The sequence below is a fragment of the Halodesulfovibrio sp. genome (assembly GCF_025210605.1).
In the GTDB taxonomy this organism is placed as follows: domain Bacteria; phylum Desulfobacterota; class Desulfovibrionia; order Desulfovibrionales; family Desulfovibrionaceae; genus Halodesulfovibrio.
The window spans coordinates 18,703-35,232 of the sequence record NZ_JAOARI010000023.1; the positions used below are offsets into that span (position 1 = coordinate 18,703).

17 protein-coding genes are annotated in these 16,530 nt (G+C 45.1%); all 17 read left to right on the forward strand.

Going from position 1 to position 16,530, the window contains the following annotated elements:
- The first annotated feature begins 22 nt into the window (after nt 1–22).
- Nucleotides 23–1,672: a chaperonin GroEL gene (groL, locus tag N4A56_RS08915; protein WP_293668652.1), complete on the forward strand. Its 1,650-nt coding sequence runs from the start codon at nt 23–25 to the stop codon at nt 1,670–1,672.
- 163 nt (nt 1,673–1,835) lie between these two features.
- A complete protein-coding gene (locus N4A56_RS08920) occupies nt 1,836–2,501 on the forward strand; it encodes a hypothetical protein (protein WP_293668651.1) in 666 nt (221 codons plus the stop codon).
- A gap of 2 nt (nt 2,502–2,503) precedes the next feature.
- Entirely contained in the window at nt 2,504–3,280 is a 777-nt protein-coding gene (locus N4A56_RS08925) for a FlgO family outer membrane protein (RefSeq protein WP_293668649.1), read from the forward strand.
- A gap of 205 nt (nt 3,281–3,485) precedes the next feature.
- Entirely contained in the window at nt 3,486–3,620 is a 135-nt protein-coding gene (gene rpmH, locus N4A56_RS08930) for a 50S ribosomal protein L34 (protein ID WP_074217433.1), read from the forward strand.
- Nucleotides 3,611–3,994 carry a ribonuclease P protein component gene (rnpA, locus tag N4A56_RS08935; RefSeq protein WP_293668799.1) on the forward strand — a complete coding sequence of 128 codons (384 nt, stop codon included), beginning with the start codon at nt 3,611–3,613 and terminating at the stop codon, nt 3,992–3,994. Before rpmH ends, rnpA begins: the two co-directional genes overlap by 10 nt.
- Nucleotides 3,994–4,242, forward strand: a complete 249-nt coding sequence (gene yidD, locus N4A56_RS08940; RefSeq protein WP_082936320.1) for a membrane protein insertion efficiency factor YidD — start codon at nt 3,994–3,996, stop codon at nt 4,240–4,242. Before rnpA ends, yidD begins: the two co-directional genes overlap by 1 nt.
- A 16-nt stretch (nt 4,243–4,258) precedes the next feature.
- On the forward strand, nt 4,259–5,875 hold the full coding sequence (yidC, locus tag N4A56_RS08945; protein ID WP_295546667.1) for a membrane protein insertase YidC: 1,617 nt from the start codon (nt 4,259–4,261) through the stop codon (nt 5,873–5,875).
- Nucleotides 5,876–5,917: 42 nt separating this feature from the next.
- The gene (locus N4A56_RS08950) at nt 5,918–7,093 is read left to right on the forward strand and encodes a Jag N-terminal domain-containing protein (RefSeq protein ID WP_295546670.1); all 1,176 of its coding nucleotides are present in this window, start codon (nt 5,918–5,920) and stop codon (nt 7,091–7,093) included.
- A gap of 87 nt (nt 7,094–7,180) precedes the next feature.
- The gene (gene mnmE, locus N4A56_RS08955) at nt 7,181–8,557 is read left to right on the forward strand and encodes a tRNA uridine-5-carboxymethylaminomethyl(34) synthesis GTPase MnmE (RefSeq protein WP_295546672.1); all 1,377 of its coding nucleotides are present in this window, start codon (nt 7,181–7,183) and stop codon (nt 8,555–8,557) included.
- A gap of 238 nt (nt 8,558–8,795) precedes the next feature.
- Nucleotides 8,796–9,461, forward strand: coding sequence for a 4Fe-4S binding protein (locus N4A56_RS08960; protein ID WP_295546674.1), 666 nt, complete (start codon nt 8,796–8,798; stop codon nt 9,459–9,461).
- A 2-nt stretch (nt 9,462–9,463) separates the two neighbouring features.
- Nucleotides 9,464–10,846 (forward strand): 4Fe-4S binding protein, encoded by a 1,383-nt coding sequence (locus N4A56_RS08965; protein ID WP_295546675.1) that lies wholly within the window; start codon nt 9,464–9,466, stop codon nt 10,844–10,846.
- A 77-nt stretch (nt 10,847–10,923) separates the two neighbouring features.
- Nucleotides 10,924–11,541, forward strand: a complete 618-nt coding sequence (locus N4A56_RS08970) for a 3'-5' exonuclease (RefSeq protein ID WP_295546696.1) — start codon at nt 10,924–10,926, stop codon at nt 11,539–11,541.
- Between the two features lie 194 nt (nt 11,542–11,735).
- Nucleotides 11,736–12,422 carry a response regulator transcription factor gene (locus tag N4A56_RS08975; RefSeq protein WP_293668638.1) on the forward strand — a complete coding sequence of 229 codons (687 nt, stop codon included), beginning with the start codon at nt 11,736–11,738 and terminating at the stop codon, nt 12,420–12,422.
- Between the two features lie 55 nt (nt 12,423–12,477).
- Entirely contained in the window at nt 12,478–13,227 is a 750-nt protein-coding gene (pstB, locus tag N4A56_RS08980; protein ID WP_295546678.1) for a phosphate ABC transporter ATP-binding protein PstB, read from the forward strand.
- Between the two features lie 46 nt (nt 13,228–13,273).
- Nucleotides 13,274–13,969, forward strand: a complete 696-nt coding sequence (phoU, locus tag N4A56_RS08985; protein WP_295546679.1) for a phosphate signaling complex protein PhoU — start codon at nt 13,274–13,276, stop codon at nt 13,967–13,969.
- A 671-nt stretch (nt 13,970–14,640) separates the two neighbouring features.
- Nucleotides 14,641–15,843 (forward strand): dicarboxylate/amino acid:cation symporter, encoded by a 1,203-nt coding sequence (locus N4A56_RS08990; protein ID WP_293668634.1) that lies wholly within the window; start codon nt 14,641–14,643, stop codon nt 15,841–15,843.
- Nucleotides 15,844–16,030: 187 nt separating this feature from the next.
- Nucleotides 16,031–16,498, forward strand: coding sequence for a nuclear transport factor 2 family protein (locus N4A56_RS08995; protein ID WP_295546682.1), 468 nt, complete (start codon nt 16,031–16,033; stop codon nt 16,496–16,498).
- Nucleotides 16,499–16,530: the final 32 nt, after the last annotated feature.

Sequence of the window (16,530 nt, forward strand, 5' to 3'; positions counted from 1 at the left end):
GATTCTTAGGAGATATACCAAAATGGCTAAAGAAATTCTTTTTGACGTTAAAGCTCGCGAATGCCTTTCCCGCGGTGTAGATAAACTTGCTAACGCTGTTAAAGTGACCCTCGGCCCTAAAGGTCGTAACGTTGTTATCGAAAAATCTTTCGGTGCTCCTGTTATCACTAAAGACGGTGTTTCTGTAGCTAAAGAAATCGAACTTGAAGACAAGTTTGAAAACATGGGCGCACAGATGGTTAAAGAAGTTGCTTCTAAAACTTCTGACATCGCTGGTGACGGTACTACTACTGCTACTATCCTCGCTCAGGCTATTTACCGCGAAGGCGTAAAACTCGTTGCTGCTGGTCGTAACCCAATGGCTATTAAACGTGGCGTTGACAAAGCTGTTGAAGCTCTCGTTGGCGAACTTAACGCTCTTGCAAAACCAACCCGCGATCAGAAAGAAATTGCACAGGTTGGTACCATCTCTGCTAACTCTGATGCTACTATTGGTAACATCATTGCTGAAGCTATGAGCAAAGTTGGTAAAGAAGGCGTTATCACTGTTGAAGAAGCAAAAGGTCTTGAAACTACTCTCGACGTAGTTGAAGGTATGCAGTTCGACCGTGGTTACCTTTCTCCTTACTTTGTAACCAACGCTGATAAAATGATTGCAGAAATGGACGAGCCTCTCATCCTTATCTGCGAAAAGAAAATTTCTAACATGAAAGACATGCTCCCTGTTCTCGAACAGGTTGCTAAAATGTCCAAGCCGCTCGTTATCATCGCTGAAGATGTAGACGGCGAAGCTCTCGCAGCTCTCGTTGTTAACAAACTCCGCGGTACTCTTAACGTTGCTGCTGTTAAAGCTCCTGGCTTTGGCGAACGTCGTAAAGCAATGCTTGAAGACATCGCTATCCTTACTGGTGGTCAGGTTGTTTCTGAAGAAATGGGTGTTAAACTCGAAGCTATCACCGTTGCAGAACTCGGTTCCGCTAAACGTGTTGTAGTTGACAAAGAAAACACCACTATCGTTCACGGTGCTGGTAAAGCTGAAGACATCAAAGCACGCGGTAAAATGATCCGTGCTCAGATCGAAGAGTCTTCTTCTGACTACGATCGTGAAAAACTTCAGGAACGTCTCGCTAAAATCGTTGGCGGCGTAGCTGTTATCAACGTTGGCGCAGCAACTGAAACTGAAATGAAAGAGAAAAAAGACCGTGTAGAAGATGCTCTCAACGCAACTCGTGCTGCTGTTGAAGAAGGTATCGTTCCTGGCGGTGGTACTGCTCTCGTTCGTGTTTCCGCTGTTCTCGACGACGTAAAACCTGCTGACGACGACGAAGCTGCTGGCGTACGCATCATCCGTCGCGCTATCGAAGAACCTCTTCGTCAGATCTCTGCTAACGCAGGCTTCGAAGGTTCCGTAATCGTAGAAAAAGTTAAAGACGGTAAAGACGGCATGGGCTTCAACGCTGCTATCGGCGAATACGAAGACCTCATCAAGTCCGGCGTTATCGATCCTAAAAAAGTAACCCGCATCGCTCTTCAGAATGCAGCTTCTGTTGCATCTCTTCTCCTCACCACTGAATGCGCAATTGCAGATAAGCCTGAGCCTGCTGGCGCAGCTGCTGCACCTGCAATGCCAGGTGGCATGGGCGGTATGGGGGGCATGGGTGGCATGTACTAATCAGTACAGCCAACCTGTTATCTCGCTATATAAGACCGGAGCACTTGCTCCGGTCTTTTTTTATGTATGAACAACTTATTAAAGATACTGCGCTGTCTTCCGAAAAGTAGATAGAAAAACGTCTTTAATGACGACTTGTATTAATAAACGTGAAGAGGCGCGCATGCATAATAGTAAAAGATTATGGACAACTGTTATTGCTGTTGTTCTGGTAGTTATGGCAGTTGGTTGTGTAAAGGTAAGGCGAGAACCTACTTTTGCGCGTACGTCCTCGTCTGTTGCACACACAGAGTATGTTGCTGTTGATGACTGGGGCGTATGGGCTTCTGAGGTAGCCGATAAGGTTGAGAAAGCTGTTAATGATCGTCCTGACATTGCAGGTAAACCAATTTATATGCGTCCGCTGAATGGTAGGGCGTTTGCGACCGGCTTTTACAGTCTGCTGAGTACGGAGCTGATTAGCCGCGGGTTGCAGGTTGCTGTATTGCAAGAAGAGGACATGGTTGTGCTTAGCTATGCAACGCTTCCAGTTTCAAGCGAAAATGAAAAAACATATGTCGCTATGGAATCAGGCTTAATAGGCGGTTCTAAAGCAGGTGGCGAAATTGCGGCTAAAGGTGACTTTGAACGCTACGACATGTGGGATGAAAGTGAAAAGAGAGCAATCATCCTGTCCATCGGGCTGAGCTATAATAATAGATACGTTATGCATACGTCTTCTATTTTGAGCGTGGCAGAAGAAGAGCGGGGCAATTTTGTATCTCCATATGAGCGTGGATATAAAGTCAAAGAATTTCCTGCCCGTAACATTAAAGTCAGAGGAGAATAGTAATGCGTAAAGTTCTACTTCTTTTCGTTGTGGTGGCATGTATTCTTCCGGCAGCGGCTTTTGCTGAAAAAACTAGCGTGTTACCTCCAGCTCCGGAACAAATTGTAAGTTTGCCTGAGTTACGTTTTGAGCCGTCTTCACTTTCGGCTGAAAACTTTTTGGCAGCAGATGTAATTGCTGCGCAAATGAGTGGCAAGGTAAGTCACAATAGTCCGGTATTGATAGCAAGTATGGTTCAACTGAACGATTTGCGCCATTCATCCGTACTTGGTAGATTGGTTATGCAGCAGATTTCATCACGTATAAGCCAGTTTGGATATCAGGTTGTAGAATCTCGTCTGAAAAAGGAATACACCGTTGTTCCGAAAGAAGGTGAATTTATTTTAACCCGTGATGTTTCTGAAATGATGCAAAAAGAATACGACGCTCAGGTTGTTCTTGTAGGCAGCTATGTACCTACTCCGTACAGAGTGTATGTTTCTATCCGCTTGCTGCGTATTTCAGACGGTGTAGTTATGGCTGCGCATGAATACACTCTAAAAAATAGACGTGAGTTTGCGGTGTTGCTTCGTGAAGAAAAAGGCGAGCAGCGTGATCTGTGGGCGATGTTCAATAAACGTCCATCAGCGTTTGCACAGTTGGAAAAAAGCGGTAAAACACATAGCCGTGGACGCTTAACCGGTGCTGCTGCAATTGATCCACAGGCAGATGATGACGTTGACATGACGAATTTTCCGGTATTGAGTGCTCCTGCGAATGCATTTGATTTGGAAAGGTAGCGAAAAAAAATCATAAATGAGGGTTTCTGCTTGATGGTATAAGCAAAACCCTCTATGTATACACAGCTGTTCGGTACTATATTTTGTTATAATTAGTCAGCTGCCAGTAAAATGGGGGCTGACCTTTTGTATGTTTATGATAAACTTGACGTAGACGCGGTTACTCTGTAGAAGAGTCCGTTCATTTTTTTAAAGGAGTCATCTCATGAAGAGAACTTACCAGCCAAGCAAAATTAAGCGCAAAAGAACCCACGGTTTTCGTGCTCGTCTCAAAACCGCTAGTGGTCGTGCGATCCTTCGTCGCAGACGCGCTAAAGGTCGTGCGAAATTATCTGCCTAACGTTCCCAAGAACACATCGGCTGACACGGCGGCCTGAATTCGTTAAGTGTTACGATGAAGGTCGCCGATACTTTTCTAAAAATTTCGTCTTGTTTGTTTTAGAAAAGGAAGACCCCACAGCATTGTGGCGTGTGGGATTGGCAGTGACGAAGAAAACAGGATCGGCAGTACAACGTAACCGCGTTAAACGTGTGTTGCGCGAGTTTTTTCGACTGAATCAGCGGGAACTACCGAACGGCATTGATTTTGTTGTAGTGCCTAAACGCCGGATGAATCCTGAGCATGTTGACCTTAGTTTTGTCACACAGGAACTTTTACCGATCATTCACAAGTTACGTGAAAGGTCTGCTCAGGATGGGGAAGACGAAGCGTAATGAAGAAAATCTTCCGCACGCTGCTGGTAGCGCCTATACGATTTTACCAGCTCTGTATTTCGCCTCTTTTTCCGCCTGCCTGCCGCTTTGAACCTACATGTTCAGAATACGCAGCGCAGGCCGTGATGCGCCACGGCTTATTGAAGGGATCTGCTCTAGCCGGATGGCGCATTCTGCGTTGTAACCCCTGGTCAGCAGGGGGGCACGATCCCGTCCCGCCTTCCAAAGATAATAATCCCTATGCATAGGAGCTATTGAGGGCCCATGGATAAAAACCGAGTCATAATTACCGTTGTACTCTGCCTGGTTATCACCGTTGGGTGGAACTATCTTGCAGAGTATATGGGGTGGTTACCGAAGCCTGTACAGCAGACTGCGGTAGAAGAAACCGCTACAACAGGTTCAAATTCCCCAGAACAGGTTCAGCCTGCACAAAACACACCAGCACCGGAACTTCCTGTTTTCAAATCTGAAAACGGTCGCACTGTTACTGTTGATACTCCTCTTTATACTGCTGTATTTCATTCTAACGGCGGTGTGCTGCAAAGCTTTGTTCTTAAAAATTACAAAGCAGAGAACACACCTGAATCTCCAAATGTTGATCTTATCGGCAAGCCAGCTTCTGCTTTTGCCCCACTTGGTCTGCTGCTCGATGGCAAGCGCACTTGGGAAAACGCAGCATGGAGCGTAAAAGGCTCTGATCTTACCCTCGAAGACGGTAAGAACGGTATGCTTGTGTTTGTCGGTGAAGTAGATGGTCTGCGTGTTGAGCGAGAATTCTCATTTACAGCGGACAATTACACTATTACTGAAAAAACAAATATCATTAACGCTGGTGACAGCCCGCGTAATGTTCGATTGGATTATACTCTTGATACCGACAGTATGACCGATGAAGGTAACCCATATAACAAAACTCGCATTGCATGGTTTACTGATTCCGAAGGTCTTGATACTGAAGACGATGTCGAAGATCTCGGCAACGGTATCAGCAGCACTCTGCCTATGATGTGGGCAGGTGTGGAAAGCAACTACTTTATTGCAGCCATTGCACCGAAAAGTGCTGACTTAGCCATGAAAGCTAAGTATCTGAGCGGCGTGTACAGAGTTGCGCTTGAAAAAGATAACATTGGTATTGCACCTGGCAATATGTCCTCTGTGTCTACCACGTACTTCCTCGGCCCTAAGATTTCCAAATACCTTGCCGCTGCTCCTAACGTTTTGAGCGCAGCAGAAGATTACGGGTTCTTTACTGTGCTTGCAGTGCCGATGCTTAAAATGATTAACTTCTTTGAGCAGTATGTAGGTAACTACGGTGTAGCAATTATCCTGCTTACCATTCTTATCAAGATTGCATTCTGGCCATTGTCTCGTAAGAGCTACAAATCTATGGAAGCTATGAAAAAGCTTCAGCCTATGATGCAGAAGATTCGCGAAAAATATGCAGATGATCGCGAAAAACAGAATCAGGAAGTTATGGCATTGTACAAAACCTACAAGGTAAACCCTGTAGGCGGTTGTCTGCCAATGGTTATCCAGATTCCGGTATTCTTCGGGCTGTATCAGGCACTGCTTAACGCAATTCAGTTGCGTCATGCTTCATTTATTGATTACCTGCCGTTCACAGATATGCCTTGGCTTTCTGACTTATCTGCACCGGACCCATATTACATCACTCCTATTGTGATGGGTGCAACCATGCTGCTCCAGCAGCTGCTCAGCCCAAGCACCGGCGACCCGACTCAGCGCAGAATGATGCTTATTATGCCTGTAGTCTTTACGTTTATGTTCTTGAACTTCCCTGCCGGACTTGTGGTGTATTGGCTTGTAAACAACGTGCTCTCCATCTTCCAGCAGTGGCTCATGCTCCGTAAGGCGTAACGCCTCTGTTTTTCAAACGCGATTACCTTCTGAGGTGTATGCATGGATGGATACAAAGAGTTCAAGGGTAAAACCCTTGACAGCGCTATCGAGGAAGCGTGCAGCTACTTCAATAGTCCTCGGGAAAAACTGGAAATTGACCTCATTAATGACGCGAAGACCGGTATTTTTGGTCTAGTCGGGGCGAAGAAAGCAAAAATTAGAGCCCGCAGAATGCAGGTTCAGTTTGATTCGCAGACACTGTCTGCCCCGTTAGAGACCTCCCGACGCTCTAAGAAAAATGCCGCATCGGTTACGGCGGAACCAGAAACCGAGCGCAAGACTGAGAAGCCAAAACAACGGCAGGAACGTCCTCAAAAACGTTCTGAAAAAACTCAGCCTAATAAACAACAAAAAGCAAAAGAAAAATCCGCAGTTTCTGCTGAAGAAGCTCGGACTGCTAAACCAAAACAGGAACGTGGTCGTCCTCAGCGTTCTAAGCCGGAAGGTCCTCGTGGTCAGAAAAAGCAGACTGCGAAATCTTCTGAGAAGCCTCAAGGTGCAAAACCTGCTCGTAAGAAGCACGAGGCTGGCGAAGAAAAGATGGAAGGACCAAAACGTGGTCGCAACAATCAGCGTCGTCGTCCGCAGAAAGCGCAAGGCGCTAAGCAAGACGGTGCACCGCATTCACGAAAACAGCGTCCGGCGCCAAGGCCTGAATCTGTTATTGAGCCGGTAAAAGCTGACCCGATTCCTGAAGCAAACCTTGATGAGCTGGATCAGACCGAGCTTTTGAAGGTTGTTACTGAAGTAGTAAACCGCCTTATTACCCCAGTAATAGGTGAAACTCCGGTTGAAGCACGTATTGAGGACGGACGAGTCAAAGCTTCTATTTCCAGCGGCGACAATTCCGGACTATTAATTGGTCGTGAAGGCCAAACACTTGCTTCATTCCAGTATCTTGCAAACCGTATTGTAGCTAAAATTTTTGGCGTAGCAGTACGTGTGCAGCTGGATACAGGAGATTACCGTGAGCGTCAGGATGAAAAATTGCGTGATATTGCTCTGCATTTAGCTGAAAAAGCTAAAACCATCGGCAAACCGCAATCTACTCGTCCATTAAGCTCTTATCATCGCCGCGTGGTACATCTTGCTTTGCAGGATGATGATGAAATTCAGACCCGCAGCAAAGGTGACGGCCCGCTTAAGCGTGTTATCATCGGTCGCAAGCGCAAATAGCGTTTTCGACGATACAGTATTAAAAAAGAGGAGCCCTCGGCTCCTCTTTTTTGTGTTACTCTCATGAAAATATTTTAGGACTCTGTCATGACCCAGAATGATACAATTGCAGCTATCGCCACAGCAATGGGGCAGGGTGGCATTGGTATTATCCGCATCAGCGGATCTGAAGCCGGTACTATTTTGCGTAAGCTGTTTCGCTCTTCCAGCGAAAAATTTTCCGGATTTCGTCCTTGGGTTCTTCACCACGGGCATATCAAGGATGCAAAAGGCGAAGATTTAGACGATGTGTTAGTGGTTCATATGCCCGGCACCAAAACCTTTACAGGTGAAGAGTGTGCTGAGATTCATTGCCATGGCGGTCCGGCAATTTTGAGCAGCGTATTAGAGGCTATTTTTGCCTTGGGTGCACGTCCGGCAGATTGTGGTGAGTTTTCAAAACGTGCCTTCTTGAATGGTCGTATGGACTTAACACAGGTGGAAGCAATTGCAGAAATGATTGCTGCTCCGGCTCGTGAAGGTGTGCGACTTGCTCAGGCAAAACTTGATGGTTTACTTGGAAAGCGCATTGCGGAACTACGCACCCGTTTAGAGTTTGTGCGCATGAAGCTTTGCGTAGCTGTAGACTTTCCAGAAGAAGACCTCGAATGCCTTGATCCTCAGGAGTTTACTGATGACATCACAAACGTGATGGAGGCAATTCGAACTCTTGTCGGTAATTTTGATCGTGCCCGCTGTTGGCGTGATGGTGCTCTTGTTGTTTTGGCGGGTCAGGTTAACGCGGGTAAATCTAGCCTGATGAACGGTTTGCTAGGACGCAAGCGAGCTATTGTGACTGATATTCCGGGTACAACTCGAGATTTTCTCGAAGAACACCTTACGTTTGACGGGCTTCCAATTCGCCTTGTGGATACCGCAGGATTGCGTGAAACCGGAGATATTGTCGAGCAGGAAGGCGTGCGTCTCAGCCGTGATCTTGCATCACAGGCAGACTTAGTTTTACTTGTGGTCGATGGAACTCGTGGTTTGGGTACACACGAAAAAGAGCTGATTGCAACTGTCGGAGCAGAAAAAGTTCTTTTGGTGTGGAACAAAGTCGATTTAGTTGAAGGTGAGCAGCAGATTGATACTGCTGACTGTGCTGTTGTTCAGATATCTGCCAAGCACGGTGACGGGCTTGATATGCTCGCTGAATCAATCCGAACCAATATCTTAACTCGGAATGGGGATACAAAAGAGCCGGAAGCCGGTGACCTTGTTCCGAACCTTCGCCAGAGCCATGCCTTGAGTTTGGCTGCTTCTGAACTTGAAGGTCTGCTTGACGACCTCGCAATGCAAATTCCTTATGATTTACTCGGTGTTCGATTGGAAACAGCATGTTCTATTTTGTCAGAAATAACTGGCGAAACAACTCCTGACGAAATTCTGAACAAAATTTTCGAAAGTTTTTGTATCGGTAAATAGTCGCAAATTGCTTGAGAATCGTTTCTTATCAAGATATCTTCTCAATAAGCACTTGATACTACCAGAACAACGGCACAGGTGTGTGATGTATGTCACAGCAATCCTGTGTCGTTTTTTTATGATTACTAAACTGCTTCACTGTACCCCTGATGTGTGACAGTGCGCATAGCTGGTTGCATGCATGCGTGTCAGATGATCGGGACACATGCCTTGAAGCAGATATTTCTATGGAGTTTTCATGTCGAAGCCAGTTGTTGAGTCTGTTGATATAGCCGTTTGTCGTGGAATTTCCAGCGGCAACTGTCGATTTGCGATGGATGCTGACGAAAGTTTTCCTTCTGCAATTCGCACTGTGATAGAACAAACAGGGTGGGATGATTTTTTGCGGACGCAAATTAGAGGTCCTCTCTTACATCATCACACATTTAAAATAGCTCTTTCACTGTGTCCAAATGGATGTTCACGTCCACATATTGCGGATATTGGTATTATTCGCGCAAAACAGCCAGCACTTGTAGCAGCTGCTTGTTCGCATTGTGGGCTGTGTGGACGTATTTGCCCAGATAAAGCTATTTCTTATGACAAAGGTGAGCCTGTTTTTGATCTGGATGCATGTGTGCAATGTGGCTTGTGCATACAGAAATGTCCAGAGCGCGCTATTCGTGCATCGGAAGATGGATACAGAATTGTTCTTGGTGGAAAGCTTGGTAGGCATCCGCGCCTTGCATCAGAGCTTAGCGGCATTTTCTGCGAAGAACAGGTGCTTGTCACCATAACAGAATGTTTGTTCTACTACATGGAGCAATATCGTCCAAAGCTACGGTTTGGAACGCTGGTGGAAGAAAACTATGATGCGCTGATGCAGCGCCTAGAGTTGATAAAAACAGTTCGCTGCAAAGGGTAATTATGGCTAATGCGCAGAAAATGTGTGTATCGAATGCGGAGACAGCATGTAAGACCTCCGCTGTTCTCCCTATGAAAGCTGGGTGGCTAATCATTCCCGTGTTGGGCTTGATGCTTCTTGCTGCACATTTTTTGCGCTTTGGCGATGCATGGCTGACGGCGGCGATTGTAATTACGTCCGCTTTATGCTTTTCCCGCTTAGGGTGGGCACGCATTGTGTGCTCACTGGCATTGTTCCTTGGTTCATTTTTGTGGATTCAGATAGGAATTGATTTTGTGCAAATGCGGATGGCAGTCGGCGCACCGTGGGGGCGTCTCGCCGTCATTATGGGGAGCGTATGTTTGTTTAGCCTTGCCGGAGCGTGGGTTCTTAGTACCGAGAAAGCTGCTGCACGGTTTGACAAAGGTTGTTCCACTGCAATTAGTCAGGCTTCAGTTTTTGTATTAACGTGCGGTGGGTTATGGCTCTGCCGTGTTATGCCTCAAAACATGACGTTGCTTCTCGCTGATCGTTTTGTTCCTGGGAGTGGCGCTGTTGAAGTCCTTTGTATCGCTGGGTATGCCGCGTGGTTATGTGGATTGTTGCTCAATAAACACACGCAACGCAAGGCGCGCTCGTACGCTTGGGGCTTTTTTTCTGTTGTATTCTTCGGTCAGCTTGCGCTTGGTTTGTTTGGTTTCACTACATTTCTTATGACAGGAGATTTGCACCTTCCTGTGCCCGCACTTATCGTTGCAGGTCCTTTGTTCAGAGGAAGCGGCTTTTTTATGCTTATTTTATTCTCTGTTTCAGTGCTGCTGGCAGGCTCGGCATGGTGTAGTCATTTATGCTACATCGGCGCTTGGGATGATAGGCTGAGCCGGATGCGTAAAGGAAAAACAGGGCGTGTTCCTGCTTGGGTTGGCAAAGTTCGTATAGCAATTGCTGTGAGTGTTTTTGCTGTTGCGCTGGGACTGAATCTAGCTGGTGTTGAGGTGATAGTGGCTGTGTGGCTTGCGGCACTCTTTGGTCTTGCAGGAGTAGCTGTAATGTTTTTTGCAAGCAGCCGACTGAAATTGATGGTGCATTGCAGCGCGTTTTGTCCGCTTGGAGTGATGTCAAATTTATTGGGGAAAATTAGCCCGTGGCGTTTGCGATTTTCAGATGATTGTACGAAGTGTAATGCCTGTGCTGCGGTATGCCGGTATAATGCAATTACACCTGAACAGTTAGAAAAAGGGTCTCCTTCTTTTTCCTGTTCGTTGTGCCGCGACTGTACCGCAGTCTGCAAACACGGTGCTGCACAGATTCAGCTTTTCGGTGTTGCGTCCCCTAAAGTGACTCATTTATTTGTTGTAATAGTTACATCTTTGCATGCAGTATTCTTAGGGGTTGCCAGAATGTAGAATACTGGTCGTATTAAGCCAAAGTGCTTTACGAGATCACTGTGGTTATGTATTCTTACTACCCACAAAACATGACTATGATGTACGATCCAGAACAATATAAACGCAAGATAACTAAAGAAGAGATTAATTCACTGCCGCTGAGACGATACGACGGTGATATTTGTCTTATTCGGAATGAAGGCGAGTTGCAGTACGCTGTAAATCGCATGCAAGAGGAAGACCTGCTTGGGTTTGACACCGAAACAAGACCTACCTTTAGAAAAGGGAAAATAAATCTTCCTTCTTTGGTTCAATTAGCGTGCTCGGATGTTGTCTTCCTCATCCAGCTGAACTGGGTACCGTTTAGTGAACCTCTTATTTCGTTGCTTGCCGACGACTCTATTCTTAAAACAGGAGTAGCCGTCAGGGATGATATTAAAGATTTACAGAAGCTGTCCCCGTTTACAGACAGAGGTGTGGTAGACTTGGGAGAAATCGCCCGTCATATTGGTCTTGAAACTCACGGATTACGCAATCTTGCGGCAAATCTGCTTGACTTCAGGATTTCTAAAGGAGCACAATGTTCCAACTGGGCGAACAAAGAGCTAACACATCAGCAGATAGTGTATGCTGCTACTGATGCTTGGGTTAGCCGTCTTATTCACATTAAAATGGAAGAAACTGGTCTTATGGCTGGTCTTTCCCTTGATTAATGCACTGCGTATTTGCAATGCAAAAAAGGTCGGAATCTTTTGATTCCGACCTTTTTTGTTTTTTTACGATAAACACTATATAATGCTGCGTAATTGTTCAGTCATAATATTTTTTTGTCATATTGATGTAACCATGTCTCCATTAGGCTGTAATGAATTTCTGATGTAACCGTTATGCGAGTTGGAGGAAACAGATGACCAATACTATTTTACTTGTAGAAGATGATGAGGATATTAGACAGCTGCTCACCTTTACCTTTGAAGCAGCCGGTTTTGATGTCATCACCCGTGCTGATGGACAGGAAGGGCTAGACGCTGCAACGGCGGAAATGCCAGATGTTGTTATTCTGGATATCATGCTGCCTTCAATGAGCGGGTTGGATATTTGCAAGGAACTTAAACGGAACGCAGATACTGAGTCCATTCCTGTCATTATGCTTACTGCACGCGGTGAAGAAGTTGATCGCGTGGTCGGGCTTGAACTTGGTGCGGACGATTATGTTGTGAAGCCTTTCAGTCCACGGGAATTGGTGCTGCGTGTTCGTGCCGTTCTTAAACGCAATGCTCCGGCAGAACCAGTAGCAAAACAAGCAAGTCTTAAAATAGATGGGCTTGTTATGGATATGGATGCGTACAAAGTCCTCATTGATGGTGAAGAAGTGTTGCTGACTGCAACTGAATTCAAATTGCTCGCAGAATTACTTAAAAATAAAGGGCGGGTGCGTACTCGTGACCAGCTGTTAAACACAGTGTGGGGATATGAATTTGAGGGCTATGCACGAACTGTAGACACACATGTGCGTAGGTTGCGTCAAAAAATCGGTGACTACGCAAACTATATCGAAACGATGCGTGGCGTCGGATACAGGTTTAAAGATTAGCATTCATAGTGCCGCAGCATGTGATGGATGTTGAGTAATGGTGGAGTAAATTACTATGAAAATGTATGCCAAGGGGCTGAATTTCTACTACGGTGATTTTCAGGCATTGGAAGATATTACTCTTGAGTTCGCCCAGAATCAGGTTACCTCACTAATTGGTCCTTCTGGCTGTGGTAAATCTACCTTTCTGCGTTGTTTGAATCGCATGAACGATCTTATCCCTGTTGCACGGATGGAAGGGGAGGTTGTTCTTGATGGTACGTTGATTAATGATCCTAAGCTCGATGTGGTTGAACTGCGTCGGCGTGTAGGGATGGTTTTTCAAAAACCTAATCCATTCCCAAAAACAATTTTCGAAAATGTAGCGTACGGGTTGCGTGTTAACGGAGTCAAAGATGCTTCGTTTATTGCAGCAAAAGTTGAAGAAAGTTTAAAAAATGCGGCGTTGTGGGATGAAGTAAAAGACCGCCTTGAAACCTCAGCACTTGGGCTTTCCGGTGGGCAGCAGCAGCGGTTGTGTATTGCCCGTGCTCTTGCAGTAGAGCCTGAGGTGCTGCTGATGGACGAGCCTGCTTCTGCTCTTGATCCTATTGCAACGCAAAAAATTGAAGAGCTTATCTTCGAGTTAAAGAAGAGATACACCATTATTATTGTTACACATAGTATGCAACAGGCAGCCCGTGTTTCTGATAACACGGCATTCTTTTATATGGGCAAGCTTATTGAGCATGGTGAAACAGAAGTCTTATTTACAAGACCGCAGCAAAAACAGACAGAGGACTATATTACCGGTCGATTTGGGTAATGTCTGATGAGTTTGCGGAACATATACACAATTTTTGGAGAATAGAATGGAGACTCAATTTCATGGTAAGCTTGATGCCCTGCGTGTAAAGTTGCTGGAAATGGCGGCACGGGCGCAGAATGCCGTTGAAAATGCGACGGAAGCCCTGTTGCAGCGTGATGCTGACTTGGCAGAGCGCGTGATAGCAGAAGATAGAATTATTGATGAAATAGAATGTGAAGTGGATGATATGTCCTTGCGGCTGCTTGCGCTTGATGCACCAGTCGCGGTTGATTTACGTTCTATTGTCGGCATGATGCGTGTATCCGTAAATTTAGAGAGGATAGGTGATGAAGCTGTAAATATTGCGCGGCAGGCAAAGTATCTTTCATCACGACCTGCCCTTCCTTTTGAAGAAAATTTGCGCGAATTGTGTTCTGTTGCACTGGATATGCTCAAAACATCTATTGTTGCCTTGCGTGAAGGCGACTCTTTGTTAGCACGTGAAGTATGTCGCATGGATGAAGAGTGTGATGAGCTTGATGTAGAAGTAATCAAAGAGCTGGTAAACTACATGGGCTATGAATCTCCGGCTGTTAAGCGTGCTGTGGCAGCTATTTTGTCTTCCCGCAGTTTAGAGCGTGTGGGAGACTTATCAACTAATGTTGGTGAAGCTGTTGTTTTTATTATTGAAGGTGAAAGCATTAAGCACAAAATATGCAGCGAAAATAGTGTCACGATACGCGAGAAAAAAAGCCTGTAATAATTATTGCTAGTTGGTGACTCGATAAATTTATTTTTCTTTTGTGCTGTATTTACTGTAGATGGCGTGGGTTGAGTAAGTATGGTGTGACCGTTTTTACATAAATGATAAAAAAATGCATATTGCTTTTAAAGCCTCTGCACAACAGTTTTGTGTAGAGGCTTTTTGTGTAGTAGTCAGAAAAGAAAGGGATTTTTATTGTATAAAGGGTAAGTTCGATATGACATTAATGTCAAAAAATAATTTTTACTATGATATTCAAACTAAAGTGCGCGATGTTAGAAGATATATTGCGGTATGTAGCAGAAGTATTTTGAGCAGAATTGACGAAAACGCAAAGGTGCGCTATTCACAGATAACTTTTAGCGTCATCGTTATATTTTTTTTACCTCATTCAAGGTACGTAACGGCAGTCATAGGTCTGCCTTTTTTGTTGCTTGAGTAGTATTTTTGAGGATTATTTCCACCACGCCTTTATGTGGCTTTTAGAGATGTCCTTAGCCTGTGCGTAACGCATGAACGCAAGTGTATAAAAGCCGGTATCGACGAGCAGGGTGCACATCAGAGAGGGGTGTGTATGTTGTGGTGCCATAAGTCGCTGTAAAACCGGTGCTGCTGTTTTATATAATTTGTTTACTGCCGCTGCATCGGCAGGGAAAGGAGAATTTCTAATGAAGCTGTGGACCCAAATCCTTATAGGTATGATTGTGGGTGTGATTATCGGCGCTGTTGCGCCAGCATGTGTTCCGTACGTTGCGCCTGTTGGAACACTATTTATTAATGCTATCAAAATGCTTATCGTTCCTTTGGTTTTTGCATCTCTCGTGACTGGTATGACCAGCATGGACGATGTGAAAAAACTCGGACGCATCAGCTTTAAGACTATTGGTATTTACCTCACAACAACGCTGATTGCGATTTCAATCGGTCTTATTGTTGGTGAACTGCTTCAGCCGGGTGCAGGTATGAACCTTGCCGCTGCTGGTGAACAGGTTGCTAAAGAAGCTCCTTCCCTTTCCAAAACATTGACTGGGCTTATTCCTAAGAACCCGATTGATGCAATGGTAAAAGGTAACATTCTTCAGATTATTATCTTTGCAATTTTCCTTGGTCTTTCCATCAACCTTGCTGGTGAAAAAGGCGCTCCTGTTAAGAACTTCTTCGCATCCCTTGCTGAAGTTATGTACTCCATGACCGGTATTGTTATGGCGTGTGCTCCATACGGTGTTGCTGCTCTTATTGCAAAAGTTGTTGGCCAGTATGGTCTTGATGCTCTTCTGCCTTTGGCAAAAATTATCGGTGCTGTGTACTTTGGTGCAATTATCCATGTACTTATAACATACAGCAGCTACGTAACTATTATTGCCCGTCTCAGCCCGGTTAAATTCTTCCGTGGTATTCTTGATGCGCTTATGGTGGCGTTTTCTACCACTTCAAGTGCGGGTACATTGCCTGCGACTATTCGCTGCACAGAAAAAAATCTGGGTGTATCTCCTTCAATCGCCAGCTTTGTTCTTCCACTTGGTGCAACCATCAATATGGACGGCACAGCAATTTATCAGGGTGTGTGTGCGCTCTTTATTGCGCAGGCATACAATATTGACCTGACAATGGGTAATATCGCGACCATCATGCTTACAGGCACACTGGCTTCTATCGGTACTGCTGGTGTTCCGGGTGCAGGTCTTATCATGCTTTCTCTTATCCTCTCTTCAGTAGGTCTTCCTATGGAAGGTATTGCTCTTATTGCGGGCATTGACCGCGTGCTTGATATGGCACGTACTACTGTGAATATTTCCGGTGACGCAATGACTGCTGTTCTTGTTTCCCGTACTGAAAATGAGCTTGATGAAGAAGTGTACAACGCTGGTTAATTCAGTTTTTGTTGTTATAAGCTTTATGTAGGCTTTCAAGCCCGCAGCGTTCGCTGCGGGCTTTTTCATTGTGCAAGGAATGATAAGCCAAATGTAATAATTGCGCCGATCTAAGTATAAGAACAGGCTGTACTATCGAACATAAAAATTATGCTACTCATCCGAAATAATTGTGTATGGAGAATGTATGAAAAGATTAATCTGTATTCTTATCCTGTCGCTGCTGTTACCAGTAAGTGTGTGTGCAACGGATACGGAGATTCAGTTAGAGAAAATTACAGATCCGGATATGGCGCACACATTATTTGTAAAAGCGATAAATGAGAAAAATGTAGATCAACTTTGTGCGATGTTTTCTGAAGATGCTGTGCTGGTATTGCGTGATGGAAAACTGGAAGTAAGCGGACAGCGCAGCATTCGCAGGGTGTTTTCCATTATGGTGGATATGGTAGAAACCTTGTCGCTGGAAACGGTGTACCAAGTTGAATCTGAAAATACGGTGCTTTTCCGATCAAAGTATCGTTCTGTGTACAATACACCGGACGGGAAGGTGGAAGAAGTACTGAGCAGCAGCATTGATGTATTAGAAAAACAGCCTGATGGAACATGGTTGTTTGTTATTAATCATCAAAATGGCGGAGCAAATGTTTTGTAGCAATACGAACTGGCACACCAGTATAGAAAAAG